23 protein-coding genes are annotated in these 24,226 nt (G+C 72.0%); 7 read left to right on the top strand and 16 right to left on the bottom strand.

Features of this window, described 5'->3' with window-relative positions:
* Window positions 1-62: 62 nt before the first annotated feature.
* From AOM06_RS01295 to infC, 6 genes are all read right to left on the bottom strand, one after another.
* Complete coding sequence (locus tag AOM06_RS01295; protein ID WP_156163524.1) at window positions 63-1,694, bottom strand: GGDEF domain-containing protein; 1,632 nt, start codon at window positions 1,692-1,694, stop codon at window positions 63-65.
* Window positions 1,695-1,846: 152 nt separating this feature from the next.
* A complete protein-coding gene (locus AOM06_RS15015; protein WP_062301471.1) occupies window positions 1,847-3,442 on the bottom strand; it encodes a diguanylate cyclase in 1,596 nt (531 codons plus the stop codon).
* Between the two features lie 125 nt (window positions 3,443-3,567).
* Window positions 3,568-4,419 carry a TrmH family RNA methyltransferase gene (locus AOM06_RS01285; protein WP_062301468.1) on the bottom strand — a complete coding sequence of 284 codons (852 nt, stop codon included), beginning with the start codon at window positions 4,417-4,419 and terminating at the stop codon, window positions 3,568-3,570.
* 12 nt (window positions 4,420-4,431) lie between these two features.
* Window positions 4,432-4,812 carry a 50S ribosomal protein L20 gene (gene rplT, locus AOM06_RS01280; protein ID WP_062301466.1) on the bottom strand — a complete coding sequence of 127 codons (381 nt, stop codon included), beginning with the start codon at window positions 4,810-4,812 and terminating at the stop codon, window positions 4,432-4,434.
* Window positions 4,813-4,842: 30 nt separating this feature from the next.
* Window positions 4,843-5,037: a 50S ribosomal protein L35 gene (gene rpmI / locus AOM06_RS01275; protein WP_062294442.1), complete on the bottom strand. Its 195-nt coding sequence runs from the start codon at window positions 5,035-5,037 to the stop codon at window positions 4,843-4,845.
* Between the two features lie 95 nt (window positions 5,038-5,132).
* Window positions 5,133-5,810 carry a translation initiation factor IF-3 gene (gene infC / locus AOM06_RS01270; RefSeq protein ID WP_156163530.1) on the bottom strand — a complete coding sequence of 226 codons (678 nt, stop codon included), beginning with the start codon at window positions 5,808-5,810 and terminating at the stop codon, window positions 5,133-5,135.
* 233 nt (window positions 5,811-6,043) lie between these two features.
* Here infC and AOM06_RS01265 point away from each other — a divergent pair, with 233 nt between their 5' ends.
* The 5 genes from AOM06_RS01265 to AOM06_RS01245 are packed head-to-tail and all read left to right on the top strand — an operon-like array spanning window position 6,044 to window position 9,212.
* Entirely contained in the window at window positions 6,044-6,415 is a 372-nt protein-coding gene (locus AOM06_RS01265) for a DUF1844 domain-containing protein (RefSeq protein WP_062301463.1), read from the top strand.
* On the top strand, window positions 6,415-7,203 hold the full coding sequence (locus tag AOM06_RS01260) for a hypothetical protein (RefSeq protein WP_062301460.1): 789 nt from the start codon (window positions 6,415-6,417) through the stop codon (window positions 7,201-7,203). Before AOM06_RS01265 ends, AOM06_RS01260 begins: the two co-directional genes overlap by 1 nt.
* Entirely contained in the window at window positions 7,200-7,973 is a 774-nt protein-coding gene (locus AOM06_RS01255; protein WP_228372807.1) for a S1 family peptidase, read from the top strand. Before AOM06_RS01260 ends, AOM06_RS01255 begins: the two co-directional genes overlap by 4 nt.
* Complete coding sequence (locus AOM06_RS14890; protein WP_062301459.1) at window positions 7,970-8,494, top strand: hypothetical protein; 525 nt, start codon at window positions 7,970-7,972, stop codon at window positions 8,492-8,494. The genes AOM06_RS01255 and AOM06_RS14890 overlap by 4 nt, the downstream gene beginning before the upstream one ends.
* Complete coding sequence (locus tag AOM06_RS01245; protein ID WP_062301456.1) at window positions 8,487-9,212, top strand: S1 family peptidase; 726 nt, start codon at window positions 8,487-8,489, stop codon at window positions 9,210-9,212. Before AOM06_RS14890 ends, AOM06_RS01245 begins: the two co-directional genes overlap by 8 nt.
* A gap of 6 nt (window positions 9,213-9,218) precedes the next feature.
* On the opposite strand, the gene AOM06_RS01240 is transcribed toward AOM06_RS01245, so the two are convergent.
* The 8 genes from AOM06_RS01240 to AOM06_RS01205 form a co-directional block, all read right to left on the bottom strand.
* On the bottom strand, window positions 9,219-9,944 hold the full coding sequence (locus AOM06_RS01240) for an SseB family protein (protein WP_062301454.1): 726 nt from the start codon (window positions 9,942-9,944) through the stop codon (window positions 9,219-9,221).
* 31 nt (window positions 9,945-9,975) lie between these two features.
* Entirely contained in the window at window positions 9,976-10,461 is a 486-nt protein-coding gene (locus AOM06_RS01235; protein WP_062301452.1) for a hypothetical protein, read from the bottom strand.
* A 36-nt stretch (window positions 10,462-10,497) separates the two neighbouring features.
* Entirely contained in the window at window positions 10,498-11,235 is a 738-nt protein-coding gene (gene priA / locus AOM06_RS01230; RefSeq protein WP_062301449.1) for a bifunctional 1-(5-phosphoribosyl)-5-((5-phosphoribosylamino)methylideneamino)imidazole-4-carboxamide isomerase/phosphoribosylanthranilate isomerase PriA, read from the bottom strand.
* A gap of 88 nt (window positions 11,236-11,323) precedes the next feature.
* Window positions 11,324-11,980 carry an imidazole glycerol phosphate synthase subunit HisH gene (gene hisH / locus AOM06_RS01225; protein WP_062301446.1) on the bottom strand — a complete coding sequence of 219 codons (657 nt, stop codon included), beginning with the start codon at window positions 11,978-11,980 and terminating at the stop codon, window positions 11,324-11,326.
* Window positions 11,977-12,465: a hypothetical protein gene (locus tag AOM06_RS01220; protein ID WP_062301444.1), complete on the bottom strand. Its 489-nt coding sequence runs from the start codon at window positions 12,463-12,465 to the stop codon at window positions 11,977-11,979. Before AOM06_RS01220 ends, hisH begins: the two co-directional genes overlap by 4 nt.
* Complete coding sequence (gene hisB / locus AOM06_RS01215) at window positions 12,462-13,082, bottom strand: imidazoleglycerol-phosphate dehydratase HisB (protein WP_062301441.1); 621 nt, start codon at window positions 13,080-13,082, stop codon at window positions 12,462-12,464. The genes AOM06_RS01220 and hisB overlap by 4 nt, the downstream gene beginning before the upstream one ends.
* Window positions 13,079-14,173 (bottom strand): histidinol-phosphate transaminase, encoded by a 1,095-nt coding sequence (locus AOM06_RS01210; protein ID WP_062301438.1) that lies wholly within the window; start codon window positions 14,171-14,173, stop codon window positions 13,079-13,081. Before AOM06_RS01210 ends, hisB begins: the two co-directional genes overlap by 4 nt.
* 43 nt (window positions 14,174-14,216) lie before the next feature.
* Window positions 14,217-15,482 carry an Nramp family divalent metal transporter gene (locus tag AOM06_RS01205; RefSeq protein WP_082105201.1) on the bottom strand — a complete coding sequence of 422 codons (1,266 nt, stop codon included), beginning with the start codon at window positions 15,480-15,482 and terminating at the stop codon, window positions 14,217-14,219.
* A 218-nt stretch (window positions 15,483-15,700) separates the two neighbouring features.
* On the opposite strand from AOM06_RS01205, the gene adhP reads away from it, so the two are divergent.
* Together adhP and AOM06_RS01195 are read left to right on the top strand one after the other, a co-directional pair.
* On the top strand, window positions 15,701-16,729 hold the full coding sequence (gene adhP / locus AOM06_RS01200) for an alcohol dehydrogenase AdhP (RefSeq protein ID WP_062301435.1): 1,029 nt from the start codon (window positions 15,701-15,703) through the stop codon (window positions 16,727-16,729).
* Window positions 16,730-16,788: 59 nt separating this feature from the next.
* Complete coding sequence (locus tag AOM06_RS01195) at window positions 16,789-18,984, top strand: RecQ family ATP-dependent DNA helicase (RefSeq protein WP_062301431.1); 2,196 nt, start codon at window positions 16,789-16,791, stop codon at window positions 18,982-18,984.
* A gap of 135 nt (window positions 18,985-19,119) precedes the next feature.
* Here the strand turns inward: AOM06_RS01195 and hisD are convergent, their stop codons facing one another.
* Together hisD and dnaE are read right to left on the bottom strand one after the other, a co-directional pair.
* Complete coding sequence (gene hisD / locus AOM06_RS01190; protein WP_062301429.1) at window positions 19,120-20,424, bottom strand: histidinol dehydrogenase; 1,305 nt, start codon at window positions 20,422-20,424, stop codon at window positions 19,120-19,122.
* A gap of 203 nt (window positions 20,425-20,627) precedes the next feature.
* A complete protein-coding gene (gene dnaE, locus AOM06_RS01185) occupies window positions 20,628-24,170 on the bottom strand; it encodes a DNA polymerase III subunit alpha (protein WP_062301574.1) in 3,543 nt (1,180 codons plus the stop codon).
* Between the last annotated feature and the right edge of the window lie 56 nt (window positions 24,171-24,226).

Below are 24,226 nucleotides of genomic sequence, written 5' to 3'. Positions count from 1 at the left end.
CCCATCGACCGCCGCGGTGCCGATGTTCGGGGATCGGGGTGTGGCGTGCGCCACAGACGTCGCTATGCGCTGTAGGCCCGCCCCTTGCCTCTCGCCTTGCCCGCGATCAGGGCCTGATCGGCGGCCTCCTGCGTGCGGGCCAGATCGTGCCCGCAGGCGGCGGCGACGGCGCAGCCGGCCGTGACGCCGACGGCCATGGGCACGGACGGATCGTCCTCGACCCCCGCGATGATCGCCTCCCGCAGCCGCTCGGCGGTGGCGGCGGCGGACCCGGGCGTGCCGATGACAAGCGCGCACACGAACTCGTCCCCGCCCAGCCGCGAGACCACGTCATCGGTGCGCACCGCACCGCGCAACGCCCGCGCGGTCGCGACGAGCGCCGCGTCCCCGGCGGCGTGACCGTAGGTGTCGTTGAGAGCCTTGAACCCGTCGAGGTCCATCGCGACCACCACGGCGGTCCGACCCGACCGGCGTGCGGCACGCAGCAGCGCCTTCGCGGCGCGCTCATGGGCATTCCTGTTGGTGAGGCCGGTGAGCGGATCGAGCCGCGCCTCGGCGCTGAGCCGTCCCATGTCCTGGCGGAGCCAGTGCACGGCGACGCCGGCGGCAGCCGCGACGACCGCCGCCGCGGCGACGATCCGTAGCACCAGCCCCGTGGTCTGCGAGATCCCGGGTGCGAGGGCATCGGGCCGCGCCTCGACCCACAGGATCCACGGCGCGGCATCGGCTCCGCCGAGCGCTCGCTGAAAGACCACGCGTTCGTCCACCGCGGTCACCGCGTCGCGGCCTGCTGCGACGGCCTCGAGCGGCAGCCCCGAGAGGCCCAGGTCCTCGGCCGTGAGCTCGCGGTCGAGCCGCGCGCCGGCGAGCCGCATGCGGACGCGCGCATGCGGCGATCCCGCGAGCACGGTGCCGTCATCTCGGAGCAGGAACACCGTCGCGGGGGCCTCGAGCGGCACCTGCGCGAGCGTCGCGGCCATCCAGTCCGCGTCGAGCTCGACGAGCACGACCGTGCGGCCGTTCTCCGTCCGCGCCACGACCGCGGCGCCATCCCCCGAGCCGCCGCGCGCGTCGGTCACCGTCGGCGACAGGTCCGGCTCCACCCACACGGCCTCCGAGGAGGCGACCGCCGCGGCGTACCACGCGCGGCCCCGGACGTCGTCGGCCACCTCGGCGTGCATCGTGCCGGGCAGCTCGCGCCCGTCGCGGTCGTGCGCGACCATGATGCCTCTCAGCTCGCCGTCGTCGTCGGCGAAGAAGCCGCGGACCAGGTAGCCGTCATCGAGCTCCACCACGGTGCACGACCGTCCGTCCGCGAGCGCGACCGCCATCGCGCTCACGCCGTCGGCATGCTGCACACGCTCGAGGAGGAGCAGGCCGATCTCCCGGTCCGACGCGGACGCACCGAGCAGGTCGACCGCGGACGCGGTCGTCTCGGCCAGGTCCACCGCGGTGTCGCGCGCGGCCTGGATCCGCGCCGTCATGACGTCGCCCACGTACGCGTACGTGTCGCCCTCCGCTGCCGCGGCGATCCGCGAGACCACCAGGCTCGCGCCGAGCCCCACGAGCAGCTGCCCGCCCACCGCGGCCACGATCAGGACGATCGCGATCACCGAGCGCGACACGAGGCGACGCCTCGACAGGCGCGGGCGCGCCGCGAGCCTCGCGAGCAGCAGATCGATCCGGTCGGTCACGGTCGCCCCATCGGCCGGCATCCCGGTCCGGATCTAGGACCTTCCGGCAAGGGTCCCGCACGGCGCCGTGCAAGGATCCGCGGACGATGCGGCGCTCCACCGGTTCACGACCGGCCCGGCTCGGGACCGGGACGGCTCAGGACCGGGACGGCTCAGACCCCCGCGGCGGCGAGCGACGGTGCCGCATAGGTCCGACCCTTGCCGCGCGCCTTCCCGCGCACGAGCGCCGCGTCGGCGGCACGGTGCAGGTCGTCGAGCGGGATCTCGCCGTCCGGGTCCACCGCGAACCCGGCCGTCACGCCGATGCTCATGGGCACCTCCCGCGCGGCGTCGAGCCCCGCGACGACCGCCACGCGGACCCGCTCCACGCGCGCCCACGCGCGCTCCGGCTCGTCGACCAGCATGACGCACACGAACTCGTCGCCGCCCATCCGAGAGACGACGTCGTCCTCGCGGACCGCGGCGCGCAACGCCCGCGCAGCCGCGACGAGCGCGGCATCGCCCGCGGCATGACCGTGCGTGTCGTTGAGCTGCTTGAAGCCGTCGAGGTCGAAGGCGATCACCAGGACGCCCCGCGCATCGGCGCGCGACCCGGTGAGCGCCGCGACGCTCGCCGCATGCCCCTTGCGGTCGGTCAGCCCCGTCAGGGCGTCGTGCGACGCCTCGTGGCGAAGCCTGCCCATGTCCGCACCGAGCCAGCGGAACGCGAGCACCGCCCCCAGGCCGAGCAGCAGCGCGGCGGTGACGACCCTCAGGACCACGCCCGCGGTGCGGGAGACCGCCGGCACCAGCGAGTCCGCGCGCGCCTCGACCACGAGCACCCAGGGGGCGTCGTCCCCCTCCTGGATCACCTGCTCGAAGGTCACCTTCCCGTCGGCCGCGCGCACGACGGCGTCGCCCGTCGGGACCGTGTTGATCGCGAGCATCGACAGCCCCAGGTCGCGCGCGGTCACGGGGCGCCCCAGCCGCTCCTCCTGCAGGTGCAACGCGACGCGGGCGTGGGTCGAGGCGGCGAGCACCTCGCCGTCGCGCCCGAGCACATAGGCGCGCGCCTGATCGCCGATCGGCACCTCGCCGAGCATCGTCGCGAGCGCGTCGATGTCGAACTGCACCAGTGCCGCCGTCCTGCGGCTCGTGGTGCGCGCGACGACGGCCGCACCGTCCGCGCCGTCCCCCGTCCCGGTGAGCACCGCGGGCAGGTCGGTGGAGACCCAGGCGGTGCCGTCGCTCGCGACCGCCGTCCGGTACCACTCGTGCGTACGCGCATCATCGAATGCGACGTTGCGGGGCGGGACAGAGGTCCGCGCACCCGAGTGGTCGAGGAACACGTGCTGCCCCTGGAGACCGCCCTCGCCGTCGTCGAGGAACCGGCGGACCACGAATCCGTCGTCGGTCTGCCCGACCGCGTAGGAGCGCCCGTCCGCAAGGACGACCATCATCGCTCTCACACCCGTCGCACGCTGGACCCTGTCGAGCAGCAGCGACGTCAGCTCGCCCGGCTCGGCGGACGAGCCCACGAGCTCGACGGCGGCCGCCGTGGTCTCGGCGAGGTCCTCGGCGGAGTCGCGCACCTGCGCGACGCGCGCGGTCAGGAGGTCTCCCACGTACGCATAGGTGTCGCTCGCGGCGTCGGACGCGGAGTTCGCCATCGCGAGGGAGGTCTGGATCCCCACCACCAGCTGACCGACGAACGCGGCGATCACCACGCCGAGAGCGACCAGGGAGCGCGAGCGCGCCCGGGCTCTCATGCGTCGCGACAGTCTCCTCACGGATCGCCTATCGGCACGCGCGCGAGGAACGTAGGAAATGGGGGGCCCGGATGAGAAGTCTCACACCGGTGTGTCGGTGCGAGCCGTTCCCTGCCCCGTGTGCCTCAGGCCCGCTGGGCGGTCGCGGAGGCGTACAGGCACACGGCGGCGGCGGTCCCGAGGTTGAGGCTCTCCGCGCGGCCATGGATGGGGATCCGCACCACGGCGTCGGCGAGCGCGATCTCCTCGGGGCGCAGGCCCCAGGCCTCGTTGCCGAAGACCCACGCGGTAGGACCGGCGAGCGCCTCGGAGCCGCCGGCACCGGCGCCCGCGGAGGGGTCGCCCAGGAGGTCCTCGCCGGAACCGTCGGCGGCGAGCACCGTCAGCCCGGCCTGGTGCAGCGCCTCGACCGCGTCGGCGAGCGGCGCGCGCGCGATCGGAAGGTGGAACAGGCTGCCCGCGGTGGACCGGATGACCTTGGGGTTGGTGGGGTCCACCGACTCCCCCGCCAGGATCACCGCATCGGCGCCCGCGGCATCGGCGACGCGGATCACGGTGCCGGCGTTGCCGGGGTCCCGCACGTTCGAGAGCACCGCGACCAGGCGCGGAGCGGCGGCGACCACGTCGTCGAGCGAGGTGCCGGTGCTCGCCACCACGGCGACCACCCGTTGCGCATCGGCGCTCATGGCGTCGAGGACCTCATCGGTGCCCAGGTGCACGTAGAGGCCCGCCGCGAGAGCCTCCTGCGCGATCTCGGGGTAGCGCAGCGACGCGTCGGGCGAGAGGTAGACGTCCTGCACGCGGTCGGCGGCGAACCGCACGGCCTCACGGACGCCCTGCGGCCCCTCGACCAGCAGGACGCCGGCCCGGGAACGCGCAGAACGCCCCGCCAGGGCCGCGACTCTCTTCACCCGCTCCGCCTTCGGGTTCGAAAGCGTGACGGAGAGGTCTGCAGGCCCGGCGGGGCGTCCTGTCATGGAGACGGTGCCTTACGCGGCGGGCGCGTTGACGTCGGCCGGAAGGGCCTTCTTGGCCGTCTCGACGAGCGTCGCGAAAGCGGCCTCGTCGTTCACCGCGAGCTCGGCGAGCATGCGGCGGTCCACCTCGACACCAGCAGCCTTGAGGCCCTGGATGAAGCGGTTGTAGGTCATGCCGTTCGCGCGGGCCGCAGCGTTGATGCGCTGGATCCACAGCTTGCGGAAGTCGCCCTTGCGCTTGCGGCGGTCGTTGTACGAGTAGACGAGGGAGTGGGTGACCTGCTCCTTCGCCTTCCGGTAGAGGCGCGAACGCTGGCCGCGGTAACCCGCAGCGCGCTCGAGGGTAGTCCGGCGCTTCTTCTGGGCGTTGACCGCCCGCTTGACGCGTGCCATTTTTAGTCTCCTTGGGCTTTCAGTACGGGCTTACTTGCCCAGCAGCTTCTTGATCTTCTTCGAGTCGGCGTCGGACAGGATCTGGTCCTGCGCGACACGGCGCTTGCGCGACGAGTGCTTCTCCTCGAACTTGTGGACGTTCATCGCCGAGGCGTGCTTCACCTTGCCGGTGCCGGTGAGCTTGAAGCGCTTCTTGGCACCCGAGTGGGTCTTGTTCTTGGGCATTGCTGCCTCTCCTTCTAGGTCTGGCTGGGCTCCGGTGGGATCCCAGCACGTTTCACGGGCGGCGAGCGCCCGAAGCCTGTGGCGTCTTGCGACGACTACTCGGCGGTCGACTCCTCGACCTCCGTGGCGGCCGACTCCTCGACCTCCGTGGCGACCTCGTCGGCCACCTCTCCAGCCTTGGGCGCCTTGCGCTCCTCGCGCGCGGCGGCCTCGGCGGCCTTGCGCTCCTCACGCACCTTGCGCTGCTCCTCCTTGGCCTCCGCCTTCTTCTTCAGCGGACCCAGGACCAGCGACATGTTGCGACCCTCGTGGCTCGGCGCGTTCTCGACCACGCCGAACTCCTGGAGCTCCTCCGCCAGCTTCATCAGCAGGCGACGGCCCATCTCAGGACGGGACTGCTCACGACCGCGGAACATGATCGTGACCTTGACCTTGTCGCCACCCTTGAGGAAGCGGACGACGTGGCCCTTCTTGGTCTCGTAGTCGTGCTCGTCGATCTTGAGGCGGAACCGCATCTCCTTGATCTCGGTGTTGGCCTGGTTGCGCCGGGCCTCACGAGCCTTGACGGCCGCCTCGTACTTGAACTTGCCGTAGTCCATGAGCTTGACGACGGGAGGACGCGAGTTGGGCGCCACCTCGACCAGGTCGAGCTCGGCGTCCTGCGCCAGACGGAGGGCATCCTCGATACGGACGATGCCGACCTGCTCGCCCTTCGGACCGACCAGGCGGACCTCGGGGACACGGATGCGCTCGTTGATGCGCGGCTCGTTGATAGCGGCTCCTTCTCGTTGCTTCTGTGGATCGACGGCCAGGTCCCCACCCCGGAAACGAGGAAAGGCCCCTGCCCGAATGCGAGCAGAGGCCACCACAGCAACGATGCCCGAGCGCACGATGCGCCGTTCACCGGAACCGATACCCAGGCCCCCTATGGTCCTCGGGTGGGAGTGGACTCCACTTGCGTGTTGCAGCACATGCCGCAACCGGTCGATGGACAAGAATAGCAACCATGAGCCAGAAAGACCAGGAAGCAGGTCCCGGCGTGCCCACGGAGGGTCCCGGCGACGCCGCGCGCGACCTCGCGGATGTGGGCGCCGTGGAACTTATCACGACGGTGAGCGTTCATCTTCTCAGTGCGGCCGCGCTCCGGTGCGGCCTGGCGGAGGAGGGCGAGGACCTCATGGACCTCGACGAGGCGCGCACGATCATCAACGCGCTCGCCGGACTCGTCACCGCCGCCGCACCGGACCTTGGGGACACCCATGCACGGGTGCTGAGGGACGGACTGCGGAGCGTACAGTTGGCATTCCGGGAGGCCTCGGCCATCCCGGACCGGCCCGGAGACGGGCCCGGGGAGAAGTACACGGGGGCGGTCACGTAGTGACACTTGGGGAGCAGAGCCGGCACGACGCCGACACGCGGGGGGCCGACGCGCCCGCGCGCGAGTCGGTCATGGTCCCGAGCCGCCGCTCCCCCTTCACCCCCGTCGGGGGCGACCCGGCACCAGGCGACCGCGTCGACACCGACGAGATCCCCGTGGTGGCCGCCGACACGATCGACGCCGCGCACCCGTACGGCGAGGACGATGCCGCGGACCCCGTGATCGGCGATCCCGACGAGGAGCCGGCCGACGAGCCGCGCGTGATCGTGCATCGTTCCCGCCCTGCCGCGCTCGTCGTGACGGTGGCGATCATGTCCGTCCTGCTGCTCGCGTCGGTGACCCTCATCGCCTACCTGTGGCGCGTGTCCGACGCGTGGGAGGCCCAGGTCGCCGAGATGACCGCCAAGGGCTACGAGCTCGGCGATCAGGTGGCGGCCGAGCGCGAGGAGCTGGCGGCCACCCAGGAGCAGCTCGACCTGGTGACCCAGCAGCTCGCGACCTCGAAGGACACGGTGAGCCGCCTTCAGGCCGAGAACGCGCAGTGGGGCGACGATGCCGCGTTCGCGCAGGAGGAGATTACGGCGCTCGAGGACGTAATCGGGGACGCCACCTCCGTCGCCAGCTCGCTCAGCCGCTGCATCGAGGGCCACGAGCAGCTCGCGGACTACCTGCGCAGCCCCGACGACTACAAGCCGAGCGAGCTCGAGAGCTTCGCCACCAGCGTCGACGCGCTGTGCGAGGCGGCGGCCGACGCGAACGTCGCGTTCCAGCAGTCGGTGGCGCCGTGAGCCGCACCCGCCGCGCCCGCCGCACGTGGGGCGCCCTCGCGAGCGCGGCCGCGGTCATGCTCACGGTCACCGCGTGCGCCGCGCTGCCCGTCGAGCCCGCGGCTCTCCCGGACGACTTCATCCCCGAGCCCTCCGCCTCCCCCGGGGACGGCACGGGAGCCCTGTCCCCCGACGGCTTCACCGCCGCGCAGCGCATGACGGTCCGCGTGCGCAACGTCGGATGCGGCTTCATCGCCACGGGCACCGGCTTCGCGCTCGACTCCCACACGCTCGTCACCAACCGTCACGTGGTCGAGGACGCGAAGCGCATCACCGTCACCACCTACGACGGCCGCTCGATCGCGGCGACCGCGGCCACCACCACCACGGTGGCCGACATCGCGATCGTCACCACCGAGGAGTCGCTGGGCACCGCGCATGCGCGCCGCGCCCAGGAGGACCCCGTGGAGGGCGACGTCATCACCGTGGTCGGCTACCCCAACGGCGGTCGACTGACCTCGACCGCGGGCGTGGTGCTCGGCCCGACCACCGACCCCAAGGGCGTCGCGGTCGGCACCGTGCTCGCGTCGAGCGCGAGCGTCGAGCCGGGCTCCTCGGGATCGCCCGTGCTCGACGAGGACGGCCGCGTGGTGGGCGTCATCTACGCCAAGAACTACTCGAACCAGAGCTTCATCGTCCCCATCTCGACCCTCAACACGCTGCTGAGCGAGGAGTCGCTCTTCGTGCCCGAGGCCAGCTGCGCGCCGAACCAGTACCAGGCCACCCCGTGACGGAGGCTCAGCCTCCCGCCGCGGAGCCCGGCTCCGGCGTCGCGCCTGCGGACCCCGCGCCCGCGCCAAGCAGGCGCGGGCTCGCGATCGCGCTGGTCGCCGCATGCCTGCTCGTGGTCGCCCTCGCCGTGCCTCTCGCGCTGCTCGCGACCGCACGCCACCACTGGGAGGGGCAGAACGCCGAGCTGCGTGAACGGGTCGACGCGCTCACCGCGGAGCTCACCGACGCGCACACGCGTATCGCGGAGCTCGAGACCGTCGAGCAGCAGCTCGTGGCGCTCAAGGAGGACTACTCGTCCGCGGTCAACCAGGGCGCCCGCGGCACCGAGCTCGTGACGGAGCTCGAGGACATCGTCGCCGCGTACCAGCACTGCGTGGATGCCCAGGCCGAGCACTTCGAGGTGCTGCGCCACCGCGAGCGCTACGTCGCCTCGAGCATCGAGGCCTCGGAGCAGTCGATCGTCGAGTACTGCGCCGAGGTCGAGCAGGCCTTCGAGGCCTTCCAGGACTCGCATGGGTGACCGACGGGGCCACGTCGCCGGCGTCGCGGCGGCCTGCGCCGCGGTGCTCGCCCTCGGGGCATGCACGCCGCTCGGCCCCGTCCTCTCCCCCGGCCCGTACGCGACGCCAGCTGTCGCCACGGCGACCCCCGCATCGTCCCCCGGGGACGGCTTCACGCATGCCGAGCGCATCGCGCTGCGCGTGTGGGCGCGCACCTGCGACGCGTACCGCAACGGCAGCGCGTGGATGCTCGACGCGACCCACGCCGTCACCAACAGGCACGTGATCGAGGGCGCCACCGTCATCGAGCTCACGGACTACCAGGGGCGCGAGTACGTGGGCACCGTCGCCGAGTTCTCACGGACGGACGACCTCGGCCTCATCACGATCGAAGGCGAGTTCCCCGAGGCGGGCGTGCTCGCGGACGACGAGCCGGAGCCCGGCGACGAGGTCGTCGCCACCGGCTTCGCCCTCGGGGGCCCGCTCGCGACGCTCGAGGGCACGTTCATCGACCGCCGCGAGAACCAGCTCGACCCGGACGGCGCACCCATCTACTCCCTGCGGATGCACGCCGAGGAAGGCAACTCGGGGTCGCCCGTGACCGATGCCGCGGGCGACGTCGTGGGAGTCCTGTTCTCCTCGGACCTCGACGAGGTCGCCGGCGCGGTGACCTTGCCGCGGCTCGCGGCGTTCCTCGCGGACGATGCGCCGCGCACCGAGGTCGATCCGTCCTGTTGAGCCGCGCTACGCCTGCATGAGCTTGAGCTCGAGGCTGTCGACGCGTTGCGCCACGACGCTCGACCGCGCGAGCTGGCCCTGGACGCGCTCGAGGATCTGGTCGACCTCGGGACGCGTGAGCCCCTGCACCAGGCGCAGCACGATCGCCACCTCCGCGCCGCGGCCGGGCACCGCCTCGACCGCTGCGAGCGAGTCGTCGAGCTCGACCGCCTCGGTGATCGCCTCGCGGACCTCGGCGACGACGCTGCCGTCGACCACCGCGGGCCGCCAGGGCTCACCCTGGCCCAGCGCCCACACGGCGGGGCGAGGGATGAGGATGGTCTCCATCCCGGGGTTCACCACGAGCGCGCTCCAGCCCTCGGCGGCCGCGGCGAGCGCGGCGCGCGGGCCCTCGGCGGGGATGGGCCGGGCGGTCGCGCTCCATGCCTTGACCGCGTCCACATCCGTGAAGACCGGCAGCGCGCTGCGACCGTCCGGCATCTCGACGGCGACCACGCCGGTGGAGGCGACCTCGTCCTGCTCGAGGCCGTGCTTGCCGACCACGCGCTTCTCCCCCGACGCCACCACGGGGATGAGCACGCGCGCATAGGCGAGCGCGTCGACCACGTCCGTCAGGGGCGCCTTCCCGTGCGAGTGCCGGATCAGCGCCTGGGCGAGCCGCGCGTCGGCGCTGCCGTCGTCGTCCGCGAAGATCGACTCCGGGATCTCCTTGCGGGGCTCGTCGTCGCTCATAGGTCCCAGCGTAGGGCCACCCGCGGACGCGTCAGCCCGTGACGAGCGCGTCCAGGTCGGCCAGCAGCGTGTCGCTGCCGGACAGGAGCCCTTCCTCGCCCTCCACCTGCACCCATCGGCAGCCGTAGGTGTCGATGACGAGGCTCGTGAGGTCCTCCCCGTCCGCGAGGGTGAGCACCAGCTCGGGACCGAGCTCCATGGTGCAGGGAAGCGACACGTCGGCCGGCTCCAGGCCGTCGACGATCTCGCGCACCGCGGCGAGGTCCTCGATCACGACGGGCCCCTCCAGGAGCTCCCAGTCCTCGAGGTAGCCGTACGTGCAGAGCCAGGCGGAATCGAAGGCGCCGATCTCGGGAGCCGCGGCCGCCGGTTCGTACGCACCCCTGGAGACCTCGATCGTCTCGGGGCACGCGGGGGTCGCGACCGGGCTCGCGGAGCCGCCCGGGGCATCGTCCTGGGCGGACGCGCATCCCGCGAGCAGCACGGCGGCGGCGGCGACGATGACCAGGGTTCTCATGAGGGGTGGACGCTCCGCGGGTCTCGATCGTTGGGGTCAGGGTCGTCCGGCGACGTCGAGAGCCTCGGGGAGCGTGAAGTTGCCGTTGTAGAGCGCCTTGCCCACGATCGCGCCCTCGATGCCTGCGCCGGTCAGCGTCCGGAGCGCCGCGATGTCCTCGAGCGAGCTGATGCCGCCCGACGCGACCACCGGGGCGTCGGTGGCCTCGCACACCTGCTGGAGCAGCTCGAGGTTCGGCCCCGAGAGCATCCCGTCCTTCTTGACGTCGGTCACCACGTAGCGCGCGCAACCGGCGGCGTCGAGGCGCGCGAGCACCTCCCACAGGTCGCCGCCGTCGCGCGTCCAGCCCCGTCCGGCCAGCGTGGTGCCGCGCACGTCGAGGCCCACCGCGATGCGGTCGCCGTGACGGTCGATCGCGCGGGCCGTCCACTCGGGGTCCTCGAGCGCCGCGGTGCCGAGGTTCACGCGGGCGCAGCCGGTCGCGAGCGCACGCTCGAGCGACTCGTCGTCACGGATGCCGCCGCTCATCTCGACCTTGACGTCGACGGCCTTGACCACGGACGCGAGCAGCTCGGCGTTCGAGCCGCGACCGAAGGCCGCGTCGAGGTCGACCAGGTGGATCCACTCCGCGCCGCCGTTCACCCAGTCGAGAGCCGCGGACAGCGGGTCGCCGTAGCTGGTCTCCGAGCCGGCCTCGCCCTGCGTGAGGCGGACGGCCTGGCCGTCCGCGACGTCGACGGCGGGCAGGAGCTCGAGGCGGGGGGTCGCGGTCATGGTCTCGCTTTCGTGGGACAACCTTGTGATGGGGGCCGATGCGGCGGGCTCCAGGCTACCGTTCCGCACCCGCGCGCGCGGCCCGGAGCTACAGCGTCCCGACCCAGTTGCGCAGGAGGTGGAGGCCGGCCTCGCCCGACTTCTCGGGGTGGAACTGCGTCGCCATGAGCGGCCCGTTCTCGACCGCGGCCACGAAGCGGTCGGAGTCGTCCCCCTCGCCGGCGGTGGACCACGTCACCAGCGGCGCGGCGAATCGGCCCGTGTCCTCGGTGGTCCCGAGCGGGAACTCGCGAGCCCCGTACGAGTGCACGAAGTAGAAGCGCTCGCCCTCGACGCCCGCGAAGAGCGTGGAGCCCGCGGGCGCCTCGACGTGCGCCCAGCCCATGTTGGGCACCACGGACGTCTGCAGGAGCTCGACCGTGCCGGGCCACTGGTCGAGACCCTCGGTCTCGTTGCCGTGCTCGACGCCGCGCTCGAACATCACCTGGAGGCCCACGCAGATCCCGAGCACGGGGCGGCCGCCGGACAGGCGACGTCCCACGATCTGGTCGCCGCGCGCCGCCTTGAGCCCGTTCATCACGGCCTCGAACGCGCCGACGCCGGGGACCACCAGGCCGTCGGCGTTCTCCGCGACGGCGCGGTCCGCGGTCAGCATCACTCGCGCGCCCACGTGCTCGAGCGCGCGCGTGGCGGAACGGACGTTGCCGAAGCCGTAGTCGAAGACGCAGACGAGGGGTGTGGTCATGCGCCGCTCTCCTTCTTGAGCTGCTTGGTCTCCTTGAGCAGCGCGCGGTACGCCGCGAACCGGCTCATCGACGTCGAGTGGATCTTGTCCCGGTGCGTCTCCGCGACCTGGTCGATGGACTGCGTCCCCGACAGCAGGGTGGTCACCACGCCGGGCGAGTCGGCGAGCGCGATCCCCGGTGCCGGACGGCCCGTCAGCGAGCCGCCGCGCCACTCCTGCATCTGGACCTGGCCGTCGCGGGCGAGCGCCAGCAGGAACGGGGCGCCCTTGAGGAAGCCGGACAGCGCGCGGACGGACTGCACGGCGGCGTCCTCCGATGCATCGTCCAACACCACGATGGGCCCGCCGCTGGTCTCGAGCACCGTGCCCCGCACCTTGTGCAGGCCGCAGAGCGCCGCGACGAAGCGCGCGCGGGGAATCGGCGTCATGACGACGGCGACCTCCCCGGTCGCGTCCGGGACGGACCGGCCCTGCTCAGCCGTCACAGCGCTCCCTTGGTGGACGGGATGCCGGTGACGCGCTCGTCCTTCGCGACCGCGAACCGCAGCGCGCGTGCGAGCGCCTTGAACTGCGCCTCGACGATGTGGTGGGGGTCGCGGCCCGCAAGCACGCGCATGTGCACGCAGATGCCGGCGTGGTGCGCGATCGACTCGAGGGCGTGACCCGTGAGCGAGCCGGCGAAGTTGCCACCGATGAGGTGCGTCGCCTGGCCGACGGGCTCGCCGGTGTGCACGAAGTACGGGCGCCCGGACACGTCCACGACGCACTGCGCCAGCGCCTCGTCCAGGGGCACCAGGGCGTCGCCGAAGCGCGAGATCCCGGCCTTGTCGCCGAGCGCCTGGCGCAGCGCCTCGCCGATGCAGATCGCGACGTCCTCGACGGTGTGGTGCGAGTCGATGTGCACGTCGCCGGTCGCCTGCACGCGGAGGTCCATGAGCGAGTGCTTGCCGAGCGCGGTGAGCATGTGGTCGTAGAACGGCACGCCCGTGCTGATCTCGGTGCGGCCCGAGCCGTCGAGGTCGAGCTCGACCAGGACGCTCGACTCGCTCGTGGTGCGCTCGATGCGCCCGGTACGTCCCGTGCGGACCTGGGACTCGCTCATGCGGTGACCTCCAGCAGGGCGCTGCGGAAGAGCGCCATCTCCTGCGGCGTGCCGATCGACACGCGCAACCAACCCTCGGGGCCCGTGACGCGGATCAGCACGCCGCGCTCCAGCAGGCCCTCGAATACCCTCTCACGATCCTCGAAGGGACCGAACAGCGCGAAGTTCGCGTCCGTGTCGGCCACCGTGAACCCCTGCGCGCGCAGCCACGCCACGGTCTCGTCGCGCTCGGCGCGGATCTCGTCGACCTGCGCCTGGAGCTCGCGGTGATGCGCGAGCGCGGCGCGGGCCGTCGCCTGGGTGACGGCGCTGAGGTGGTACGGCAGCCGGACCACGCGCAGGGCGTCGATGATCGCCTCGTGCGCCGCGAGGTAGCCCACGCGGCCGCCCGCGAGCGCGAACGCCTTCGACATGGTGCGGCTCACCGCGAGGTGCGGGTGCTCCGGGATCAGCGTCGCCGCGCTGGGCACGCCGCGACGGCGGAACTCGGCGTACGCCTCGTCGACGACGACGATGCATCCGCCCGGGACGTCGTCCGCCGCGGCCAGAAGCGCCTCGACCTGGGACAGCGGCAGCGCGGTGCCGGTGGGGTTGTTGGGGCTCGCGACGATCACCATGACGGGCTGCGCCTCGCGGATGGCGGCGGTCGCGGCCTCGATGTCGAGCGTGAAGTCCTCGCGGCGAGGAAGGGTGACGAAGTCCGTGATGGTGTCGCGCGCGTACTCGGGGTACATCGAGTAGGTGGGCGCGAAGCTCATCACCTTGCGGCCGGGCCCGCCGAAGGCCTGGTGGAGGTGGAGCATGACCTCGTTCGAGCCGTTGGCGGCCCAGATGTGGCGCGCCTCGAGGAAGTCGACGTGGCTCTCGGTGCGGAGGTAGTCGGCAAGGTCCTGGCGCAGGCCCAGGAAGTCGCGGTCCGGGTAGCGGTTGAGACCCTCGGCGGCCTTGTGCACCGCGGCCGCGATCGCGTCGACCACGCCGTTCGGCGGCGAGTACGGGTTCTCGTTGACGTTGAGGCGCGCGGCGACCTCGAGCTGGGGAGCGCCGTAGGGCTCGAGCCCGGCCAGGTCGGGGCGGATCGGCAAGGTCATGGGGCGATTCTAGTGACGGCCCGCACCACCCCCGGAACCGGCGCTACACCTGCCCTGACGCCGTCAGCACCAGCAGCGCCGCGTTGAGCGCCACGATGAGGCCGACCACGGTCCACGCGACGGTCTGCGTGGCCCGCGAGTTGACGTGCTCGCCCATGAGCGAGCGGTCCGAGGTCAGCCGCACCAGCGGGATCACCGCGAACGGGATCCCCAGGCTCAGGACCACCTGCGAGATGACGAGCGCCCACGTGGGGTTCGCACCCGCGCCGAGCAGCACGAGCGCCGGTACCAGCGTCACGGACCGGCGCACCCACACCGGGATGCGACGATGCAGCAGGCCGCCCATGATCGCGGCGCCGGCGTAGCAGCCGACCGACGTGGAGGCGAGCCCCGAGGCCAGCAGGCCCACGGCGAAGGCGGCCGCGATCATCGGTCCGAGCGCGTTCTCGATCGCGGCGTGCGCGCCCTCGATCGAGTCCGTCCCGCCCACGCCGCGCAGGCTCGCCGCGGCGAGCAGCAGCATCGCGATGTTGACCGATCCCGCGATCACGAGCGACACGGCGACGTCCCACTTGGTCGCGTGGAGCAGGCGACGCAGACGAGGCTGGTCGTGGCCCACGCCGTGCCGGTCTCGCGAGAGCGAGCTGTGGAGGTAGATGACGTGCGGCATCACGGTCGCGCCGAGCATCGACGCCGCGAGCAGCACCGTCGGCGCCCCGTCGAAGCGCGGCACCAGGCCGCCGGCAGCGCCGCCCCAGTCCATGTCGGACACGAACAGCCCCGCCACGAACCCGACGGAGATCACCGTGAGCAGCCCCATGATGACGAACTCGAAGTGACGCTGGCCGCGGCGCGACTGGACGGCGAGCAGCCCGAGCGACACGAGCCCCACGATGAGCCCCCCGAGCACGAGCGGGATGTCGAACAGCAGGTACAGCGCGAGCGCCCCGCCGATCACCTCCGCGAGGTCCGTCATCGCCGCGACGAGCTCGGCCTGCGCCCAGTACGCGAGGCGTCCCCGCCGGCCGAGCCGCTTGCGCAGCAGCTCGGGCATCGAGTGGCCCGTCACCAGGCCGAGCTTGGCCGACGTGTACTGGATGAGCACCGCCATGAGGTTCGACACGACCAGCACCCACACGAGCAGGTAGCCGTACTCGGCACCCGCCGTGAGGTTCGCCGCCACGTTGCCGGGGTCCACGTACGCGACGGCCGCGACGAACGCGGGCCCCAGCAGGGTGACGATGCGCCGGACGGGGCCGTGGGAACGCTCCGCGAGCTCGCGGTTGCGCTCGACCAACGTGTTCGACACGCATCCCTCCCTCGTCCCGACCGCGCCGCTGCGGCACCTTCTACGAAGTTAGGTTAGCCGAACTTATGCCGGTGGACGACACGCCGGCGGGCGCGACGCATCGTCCCCGATCCGACGTCCAGGCATGACCTTGGTCCCCTGGCGGGACCAGGTCGCGCGGCTGAGACTGGAGCGACGGGCACCGCCCGGCGCCCGTCTTCTACGCAAAGGAGCGAAAGATGGATGCCTTCCGCGCGGCCGTGGTCCGCGCCTTCGGAGAACCGCTCGACGTGAGCGATCTGCCCCTGCCGGTGCCCTCCGGCTACGAGGCCCTGGTGAAGGTGAGCCACACAGGCGTGTGCCACACCGACCTGCACGCGGCGCACGGCGACTGGCCCGTCAAGCCCGCACCGCCCTTCGTCCCGGGGCACGAGGGCGTGGGGACCGTGGTCGCCGTCGGCGAGCGCGTCACCCGCATCAAGGAGGGCGACGTGGTGGGCAACGCGTGGCTGTGGTCCGCGTGCGGCGAGTGCGAGTACTGCGAGAAGGGCTGGGAGACGCTGTGCCCGAACCAGCTCAACGGCGGCTACGCCGTCAACGGCTCGTTCGGCGAGTACATGGTGGTCGACTCGCGGTACTGCCCGATCCTGCCCGACGGCGTCGACCTGGCCGCCGCGGGACCGATCCTGTGCGCGGGCGTCACCGTCTACAAGGGCCTCAAGATGACCGACACCCAGCCCGGCGACTGGGTGCTGATCTCCGGCATCGGCGGGCTCGGCCACATCGCGGTGCAGTACGCCGTCGCGATGGGCAAGCGCGTGGTCGCCGTCGACGTCGACGACTCGAAGCTCGCGCTCGCCACGAAGCACGGCGCGGAGGTGACGGTCAACGCGATGACGGTCGCGGACCCGGTGGCGGCGATCCACGAGGCCACCGGCGGAGGCGTCCACGGGGCTCTCGTGACCGCGGTCAACGGCAAGGCGTTCCCCCAGGCCGTCGGATCGCTGCGTCGCGGCGGGACCGTCGCGCTCGTGGGCCTGCCGCCGGAGCAGTTCCCGCTCGACATCTTCTCCGTGGTGCTCAACGCGTGGACGATCCGCGGCTCCATCGTGGGCACCCGGCGCGACATGGCGGAGGCGATCGACTTCTTCGCGCGGGGCAAGGTCTACCCGACCTTCACCACCGAGCCGCTCGACGCGATCAACGACGTGTTCGACCGCATGCTGAAGGGCGGCATCGACGGGCGGATCGTGCTCGAGATGAGCTGATCCCCCTGGGCGGGGACCGAGGCGCGAGGCGTGTCGGTCCCCCGCCCTACCATCGGGGGATGGTCCCGTCCCCCGCCGTCACCGCCGCATCGTCCCTCCGCACCGACGCCGAGGCTGCGCTGCGGCGGCTCGTGGGCCGCGAGGACGTCGCGCTGCGCGAGGACCAGTGGAGCGCGATCGACGCGCTCGTGTCGCGCTCCGCGCGTGCGCTCGTCGTGCAGCGCACCGGGTGGGGCAAGTCGGCCGTGTACTTCGTCGCGACGCGGCTGCTGCGCGACCGCGGCGCGGGGCCGACGGTCATCGTGTCGCCGCTGCTCGCCCTCATGCGCGACCAGATCGCGGCGGCCGCACGCGCCGGCATCCGGGCCGTCACGGTGAACTCGGCGAACGTGACCGAGTGGGACGGCGTGCATGCCGCGATCGCCGCCGGCGAGGTCGACGTGCTCCTGTGCTCGCCCGAGCGCCTCAACAACCCGCAGTTCCGGGACGAGGTGCTGCCCAGGCTCGCGGCCGACGCGGGGCTCGTGGTGATCGACGAGGCGCACTGCATCTCCGATTGGGGCCACGACTTCCGCCCCGACTACCGCCGCATCCGCACGCTCCTCGCGGACCTCCCCGCCGGGATCCCCGTGCTCGCGACCACCGCCACCGCGAACGCGCGCGTCACCGCGGACGTGGCGGAGCAGCTGAGCGTGACCGGGGGTGCGGCGGATGCGGACGTGCTGGTGCTGCGCGGGCCGCTCGACCGCGAGTCGCTCCACCTTGCGGTGCTCGACCTGCCCGACCCTGCCGCGCGCGTGGCGTGGCTCGCCTCCTCGCTGGGCGCCATGGACGGGTCCGGGATCGTCTACTGCCTCACGGTGTCCGCGGCCGAGGAGGTCGCGTCGCAGCTGCGGGCCGCGGGCCTCGAGGTCGCGGCCTACACCGGCCAGACGGATCCGGCCGAGCGCGAGAGGCTCGAGGGCGACCTCAAGGACAACCGGGTCAAGGCGCTGATCGCGACGTCGGCCCTGGGGATGGGCTTCGACAAGCCGGACCTCGCCTTCGTGGTGCACCTCGGGGCGCCTTCCTCGCCCATCGCGTACTACCAGCAGGTGGGGCGCGCCGGCCGCGGGGTGGACCGCGCCGTCGTGGTCCTGCTGCCCGGCCGCGAGGACCGCGCCATCTGGGAGTGGTTCGGCTCGCAGGCCTTCCCTCCGGAGGAGACCGTGCGCGCGACCCTCGCGGCGCTGCCGACCGACTCTCCCCTGTCGGTGCCCGCGCTCGAGGCGCGCGTGGACCTGCGACGCTCGCGGCTCGAGTCGATGCTCAAGGTGCTCGACGTCGACGGCGCCGTGCGCCGCGTCCAAGGAGGCTGGATCGCGACCGGCGCCCCCTGGGGCTACGACCGTGACCGCTACGCGCGCGTCGCCGCCGCCCGGCAGGCCGAGGAGCGCACGATGCTCGACTACCAGGCCGCTTCTGGATGCCGCATGGCGTTCCTGCGGCGCGTGCTCGACGATCCGGAGCTCGCCGCGGACTGGTCCTGCGGCCGCTGCGACCGCTGCGGCGGCGTCACGGTGCCGGCCGCGCCGTCGGCGGACGCCGTCGCGTCGGCACAGGCCGGCCTCGACCGCGTCGGCATCGAGGTCACCGCGCGTCGCCAATGGCCCACCGGTATGGACGCGCTCGGCGTGGACCTGCGCGGCCGGATCGCGCCGGGCGAGCAGGCATCAGCGGGACGCGCGATCGCGCGCCTCGACGGGCTCGGCTGGTCGGGCGCGCTCCGGGACCTGTTCGAGGCGCGTGACGCCGACGGCGCGCCGGTCGACGGCGAGACCCCCGTCCCGCTGCGCGGAGCGGCGGTGCGCGTGCTCGAGGACTGGGAGGCGCTGTGGGACGGCGTCGATCCCGACGGCACCGCCCGGACCGCCGTCGACGCGGTCGTGGGCGTGCGCTCCGCGACGAGGCCGCTGCTCGCAGCCCACCTCGCTCCGGGCCTCGCGCGGTGGCTCGGGGTCCCGTTCGCGGGCTGGGTCGCGCCCCGGCACGATCGCCCCGGACCCGACCGCCATGACGTCAACTCGGCGGTGCGCCTCGCGGGCGTCGCGCGGCGCCTCGAGCTCGAGCCCGGCGTCGCGGGCGACCTCGACGGCGCGCGCGTGATGCTGGTCGACGACTTCACAGACTCCGGCTGGACCCTCACCGTCGCGGCGCGCATGCTCCGGCAGGCCGGCGCCGCATCGGTGCTGCCGTTCGTGCTCGGGGTGCGGTAGCGGCCGCGCCCGACCCACCTTCCGCGCGCCCCTGGCCAGCCGTCCACCCGCCCCTGACGACAACAGGTGCTGATCGTGTCGTGACGACGGCGGCTTCCGCATCATCGCGTGCGGATCGTGCGGTCCGGGCCGGCCTCAGCCCTCGGTGCGGGCGCGGATCGCCGCCCCGTGCGCCGGGAGGTCCTCGGCGTTCGCGAGCGCGACCACCTTTTCCCCCACGGCGGCGAGCGCATCGGCGCTGTAGTCGATGTACGACACCGCCTTGAGGAAGGCCGTCACCCCCAGCCCGGACGCGAAGCGCGCGGTGCCGCCCGTGGGCAGCACGTGGTTCGAACCCGCGAGGTAGTCGCCCAGGGGCACCGGGGAGTGCTCGCCCACGAACACGGCGCCCGCGTTGCGGATGCGGGCCGCGACCTCGCGCGCGTCCGCGGTGTGGATCTCGAGGTGCTCCGCGCCGTACGCGTCGGCGACCGCGACGGACTGGTCGATGCCGCTGGTGAGGATGACCGCGCTCTGCCGACCGCTGAGCGCCTCCTTGGTGCGAGCCAGGTGCTTCGTCTCGTCGACCAGGTCGCCGAGCTGACGCTCGACCTCCTCCGCGAGCTCGACCGAGTCGGTGATGAGGACGGAGCCCGCCATCGGGTCGTGCTCGGCCTGGCTCAGCAGGTCCGCCGCGACCCAGCGCGGCGTGGCGGTGGCATCGGCGATCACCGCGATCTCGGTCGGCCCGGCCTCGGAGTCGATCCCGACCACGCCGTTGACGGCGCGCTTGGCCGCCGCGACGTAGACGTTGCCCGGGCCCGTGATGACGTCGACCGGGTCGCACAGCCCGTCGATGCCGTACGCGAGCATGCCGATCGCCTGGGCACCTCCGACGGCGTAGACCTCGGTCACGCCCAGCAGCGCGCACGCCGCGAGGATCGTGGGGTGCGGCAGGCCGCCGAACTCGCGCTGCGGCGGGCTGGTCACCGCGATCGACGGCACGCCCGCGGCCTGCGCGGTCACGACGTTCATCACCACGGAGCTCGGGTAGACCGCGAGGCCTCCCGGGACGTACAGCCCGACGCGTCCGACCGGGACCCACCGCTGCGAGACGGTCGCGCCGGGAGCGAGCTCGACCTCCACCGGCGGCGGCACGGTCGCGCGGTGGAAGCGGCCGACGCGGTCGATCGCCTCCTCGAGGCCGTCGCGCACCGCGGGGTCGAGGCCCTCGAGGGCCTCCTCGATCGCCTCGGCAGGGACCCGCACATGCTCGAGCTCCACGCCGTCGAAGCGCGCGGCGAGCTCGCGCAGCGCCTCGACACCGCGGGCACGGACGTCCGCGATGATCGGCTCGACGACGGCGAGCGCGTCGCTCACGTTCACCTCGGCGCGCGGCACCACGTCGAGCAGCTCGCGGGCGGAGAGGTCCTGGTCACGCAGATCGATCCTGGAAAGCACGTCCTCACTCTAGTGCGGGCAGAGCCCACCGAGCCCGCCCGCCCGGCTCCCGCGAGCGTGGTGGTCGAGCGTCGGGTCGCCGCGATCGCGCCACCGCCGTGATCGCTCTGAGCCGCGGCGCACCCGCGCGCGTCGATGGTCGACCACTGTGAGGCGGCGAGTGCCCGAAGGCGACACTCACCTCCCACTTCCGGTGGGGCGGGTCAGGCTCCCGCGAGGCAGCTGGGACCGAGCGCCGCCTTGAGGTCGCCGTACAGCGCCGACGAACGCGCGACGCGGAACTCGTCGCCCAGGCGCATGGTGAGCGGCTGCTCGGGGCCCGTGAGCACCATCCGCACCTCGATGGGACCGGGATGCGAGCGCAGGATGCCCTTGACCTGCTCCACCAGCGGGAGCGTCACGCGCGTCGCCGGCACCATGATCGCCACCGGCGACGTGTCCGTGACGTTGAGGTTCGGGATCCGCACCTCGACGGCCGAGAACTGGAGGCCGCCGTCGCCGCGCTCGCGGCAGCGCACCTTGATGGCGAGCACCGCATCGTCCGCGAGGTCGCGCGCGTAGGTCTCGTAGGTCTTCGCGAAGAACGAGACCTCGGTCTCGCCCGTCATGTCCTCGAGCGTCACGATCGCGTAGGGGTTGCCCGACTTCGCGATGCGGCGGTCGACGCGCGTCACCAGGCCCGCGAGCGTGATCTGCGCGCCCTCCTGGACGCCGTTGGCCGGGGTCGCGCCCAGGATCTGGTGCGAGGCCTCGGAGCGGATGATGTGGTCGAGCCCCGAGAGCGGGTGGTCGGAGACGTAGAGGCCCAGCATGTCGCGCTCGAGGTTGAGCTTGGTCTTCTTGTCCCACTCGTCGAGCGTGGGGACCTCGACCGTCACTCCCCCGCCCAGGTCCTCGACGTCCGCGAAGAGGTCGAACTGGCCGGTGGCCTCCTGGCGCTTGACGCCGACCACCGAGTCGATCGCCTGCTCGTGCACCGCGTTGAGCGAGCGGCGGGAGTAGCCCATCGAGTCGAAGGCCCCGGCCTTGATCAGCGAGTCGATCGTGCGCTTGTTGCACACCGTCGCGGGAACCTTGTCGAGGAAGTCGGCGAAGGACGTGAACGCGCCCTTCTCCTGGCGCGCCTTGACGATCTCCGCGACCACGTTCGCGCCCACGTTGCGCACCGCGGTGAGGCCGAAGCGCACGTCCCCGCCGACGGCCGCGAAGGTGCCCTTCGACTCGTTGACGTCCGGGGGCAGCACCGTGATGCCCATGCGGCGGCACTCGGCGAGGTACAGCGCGGACTTGTCCTTGTCCGTGCCCACCGAGGTGAGCAGCGCCGCCATGAACTCGGTCGGGTAGTGCGCCTTCAGGTACGCGGTCCAGAACGAGAGCACGCCGTACGCCGCGGTGTGCGCCTTGTTGAAGGCGTAGTCCGCGAACGGGAGCATCGTCTCCCACAGGGCGTTGATCGCCTCGAGGGAGAACCCGCGCTCGAGCGCGCCGTTCTTGAAGGGCTCGAACTCCTTGTCGAGGATCTCCTTCTTCTTCTTGCCCATCGCTCGGCGGAGCAGGTCGGCCGCGCCCAGGGTGTAGCCCGCGACGATCTGCGCGATGCGCTGCACCTGCTCCTGGTAGACGATGAGGCCGTAGGTGATGCCGAGCACCTCCTTGAGGGGCTCGTCGAGCTCCGGATGGATCGGCACGATCTCCTGGCGGCCGTTCTTGCGCTCCGCATAGTTGGTGTGCGAGTTCATGCCCATCGGGCCGGGGCGGTACAGGGCCAGCACCGCGGAGATGTCCTCGAAGCTGTCGGGCTTCATCTGGCGCAGGAGCTGGCGCATCGCGTTGCCGTCGAGCTGGAACACGCCCAGCGTGTCGCCGCGCGCGAGCAGGTCGAACGTGCCGTCATCGGCGAGCTCGAGGTCCTCGAGCACCAGCGGCTCCTTGCCGTTGTCGACGATGTTCTCGAGCGCATCGTCGAGGATCGTGAGGTTGCGCAGGCCCAGGAAGTCCATCTTGACCAGGCCGAGCGTCTCGCACGTCGGGTAGTCGAACTGCGTGATGACCGCGCCGTCCTGCTCGCGGCGCATGATCGGGATGATGTCGATCAGCGGGTCGGAGGACATGATGACGCCGGCCGCGTGCACGCCCCACTGGCGCTTGAGGCCCTCGAGGCCCTGCGCGAGCTCGAACACCTGGCTCGCGTCGGGGTCCTGCGCGAGCAGCGCGCGGAAGTCCTCGCCCTCGTAGTGGCGGGGGTGCTCGGGATCGGTCACGCCGCTCAGCGGCATGTCCTTGCCCATGATCGCCTCGGGGTACGCCTTGGTGAGCTGCTCGCCGAGCGAGAAGGGCTTGCCCAGCACGCGCGTCGAGTCCTTGAGCGCCTGCTTGGCCTTGATGGTGCCGTACGTCACGATCATGGAGACGCGCTCCTGGCCGTACTTCTCGGTGACGTACTGGATGACCTCGCCGCGCCTGCGCTCGTCGAAGTCGATATCGAAGTCGGGCTTGGACTCGCGCTCCGGGTTGAGGAAGCGCTCGAAGTAGAGCTGGTGGACGATCGGGTCGATGTCGGTGATCTTCATCGCATAGGCGGCCATCGAGCCCGCACCCGAGCCTCGACCGGGACCCACGCGGATGCCGTTGTCCTTGGACCACTGGATGAAGTCGGCGACGACGAGGAAGTAGCCCGGGTAGCCCTTGCCCGCGATGACCTCGATCTCGAAGTTGGCGCGCTCCTGGACGTGCGCCGGGATCTCGGGACCGAAGCGCTCATGGAGGCCCTTCTGGACCTCCTTGACGAACCACGAGTGCTCGTCCTCGCCCGGCGGGCAGTCGAAGACCGGCATGTAGTCGGCCTTGGTGTTGAACTCGACCTCGCACTGCTCCGCGATCGCGACCGTGTTGTGGAGCGCCTCCGGGTAGTCGCCCCAGATGTCCCACATCTCCTCCGACGACTTCACGTAGTAGCCGTCGCCGGAGAACGCGAAGCGCTTGCCGCCCTGGTCGTAGGTCGGCTCGTTGAGGGTCGATCCCGACTGCACGCACAGGAGCGCCTCGTGCGCGGTCGAGTCCTCCTTCTTGGTGTAGTGGAGGTCGTTGGTGGCGACCAGCGGGGCGCCGATCGCCTTCGAGATGCGCAGCAGGTCCTCGAATACGCGCTTCTCGATATCGAGCCCGTGATCCATGAGCTCGACGTAGTAGGAGTCCTTGCCGAAGATGTCCTGGAACTCCGCGGCCGCCTTGAGCGCCTCGTCGTACTGGCCCAGGCGCAGGCGCGTCTGCACCTCGCCCGAGGGGCAGCCCGTGGTCGCGATGATGCCCTTGGAGAAGCGCTGCAGCAGGTCGCGGTCCATGCGCGCCTTGTAGAAGTGCCCCTCGAGGCTCGCGTAGGACGCGAGGCGGAACAGGTTGTGCATGCCCGCGGTGTCGCGCGCCCACATGGTCGCGTGCGTGTACGCACCGCCCGAGCTGACGTCGTCCGACTCCTGGCCGCGGTCGCCCCAGCGCACGCGCGTGCGGTCGCCGCGCGCCGTGCCGGGGGTCAGGTACGCCTCGAGCCCGATGATCGGCTTCACCCCGGTGCTCTGCGCCTTGTTCCAGAACTCGTAGGCGCCGAAGAGGTAGCCGTGGTCCGTGGTGGCGATCGCCCTCTGGCCCAGGCGCTCCGCCTCGCTGAAGAGGTCCCCGATCTTCGCCGCACCGTCCAGCATCGAGTACTCGGTGTGGACGTGGAGATGGACGAAATCCTTGCCGGGCATGGTGATGATTCTAGGAGCCGCCACCGACACTGAGGGCACGACCCGGCGAACGGTCG

The organism is Demequina subtropica (genome assembly GCF_000971235.1).
Taxonomy (GTDB): Bacteria; Actinomycetota; Actinomycetes; order Actinomycetales; family Demequinaceae; genus Demequina; species Demequina subtropica.
This window is presented reverse-complemented; position numbering and strand designations above follow the sequence as displayed.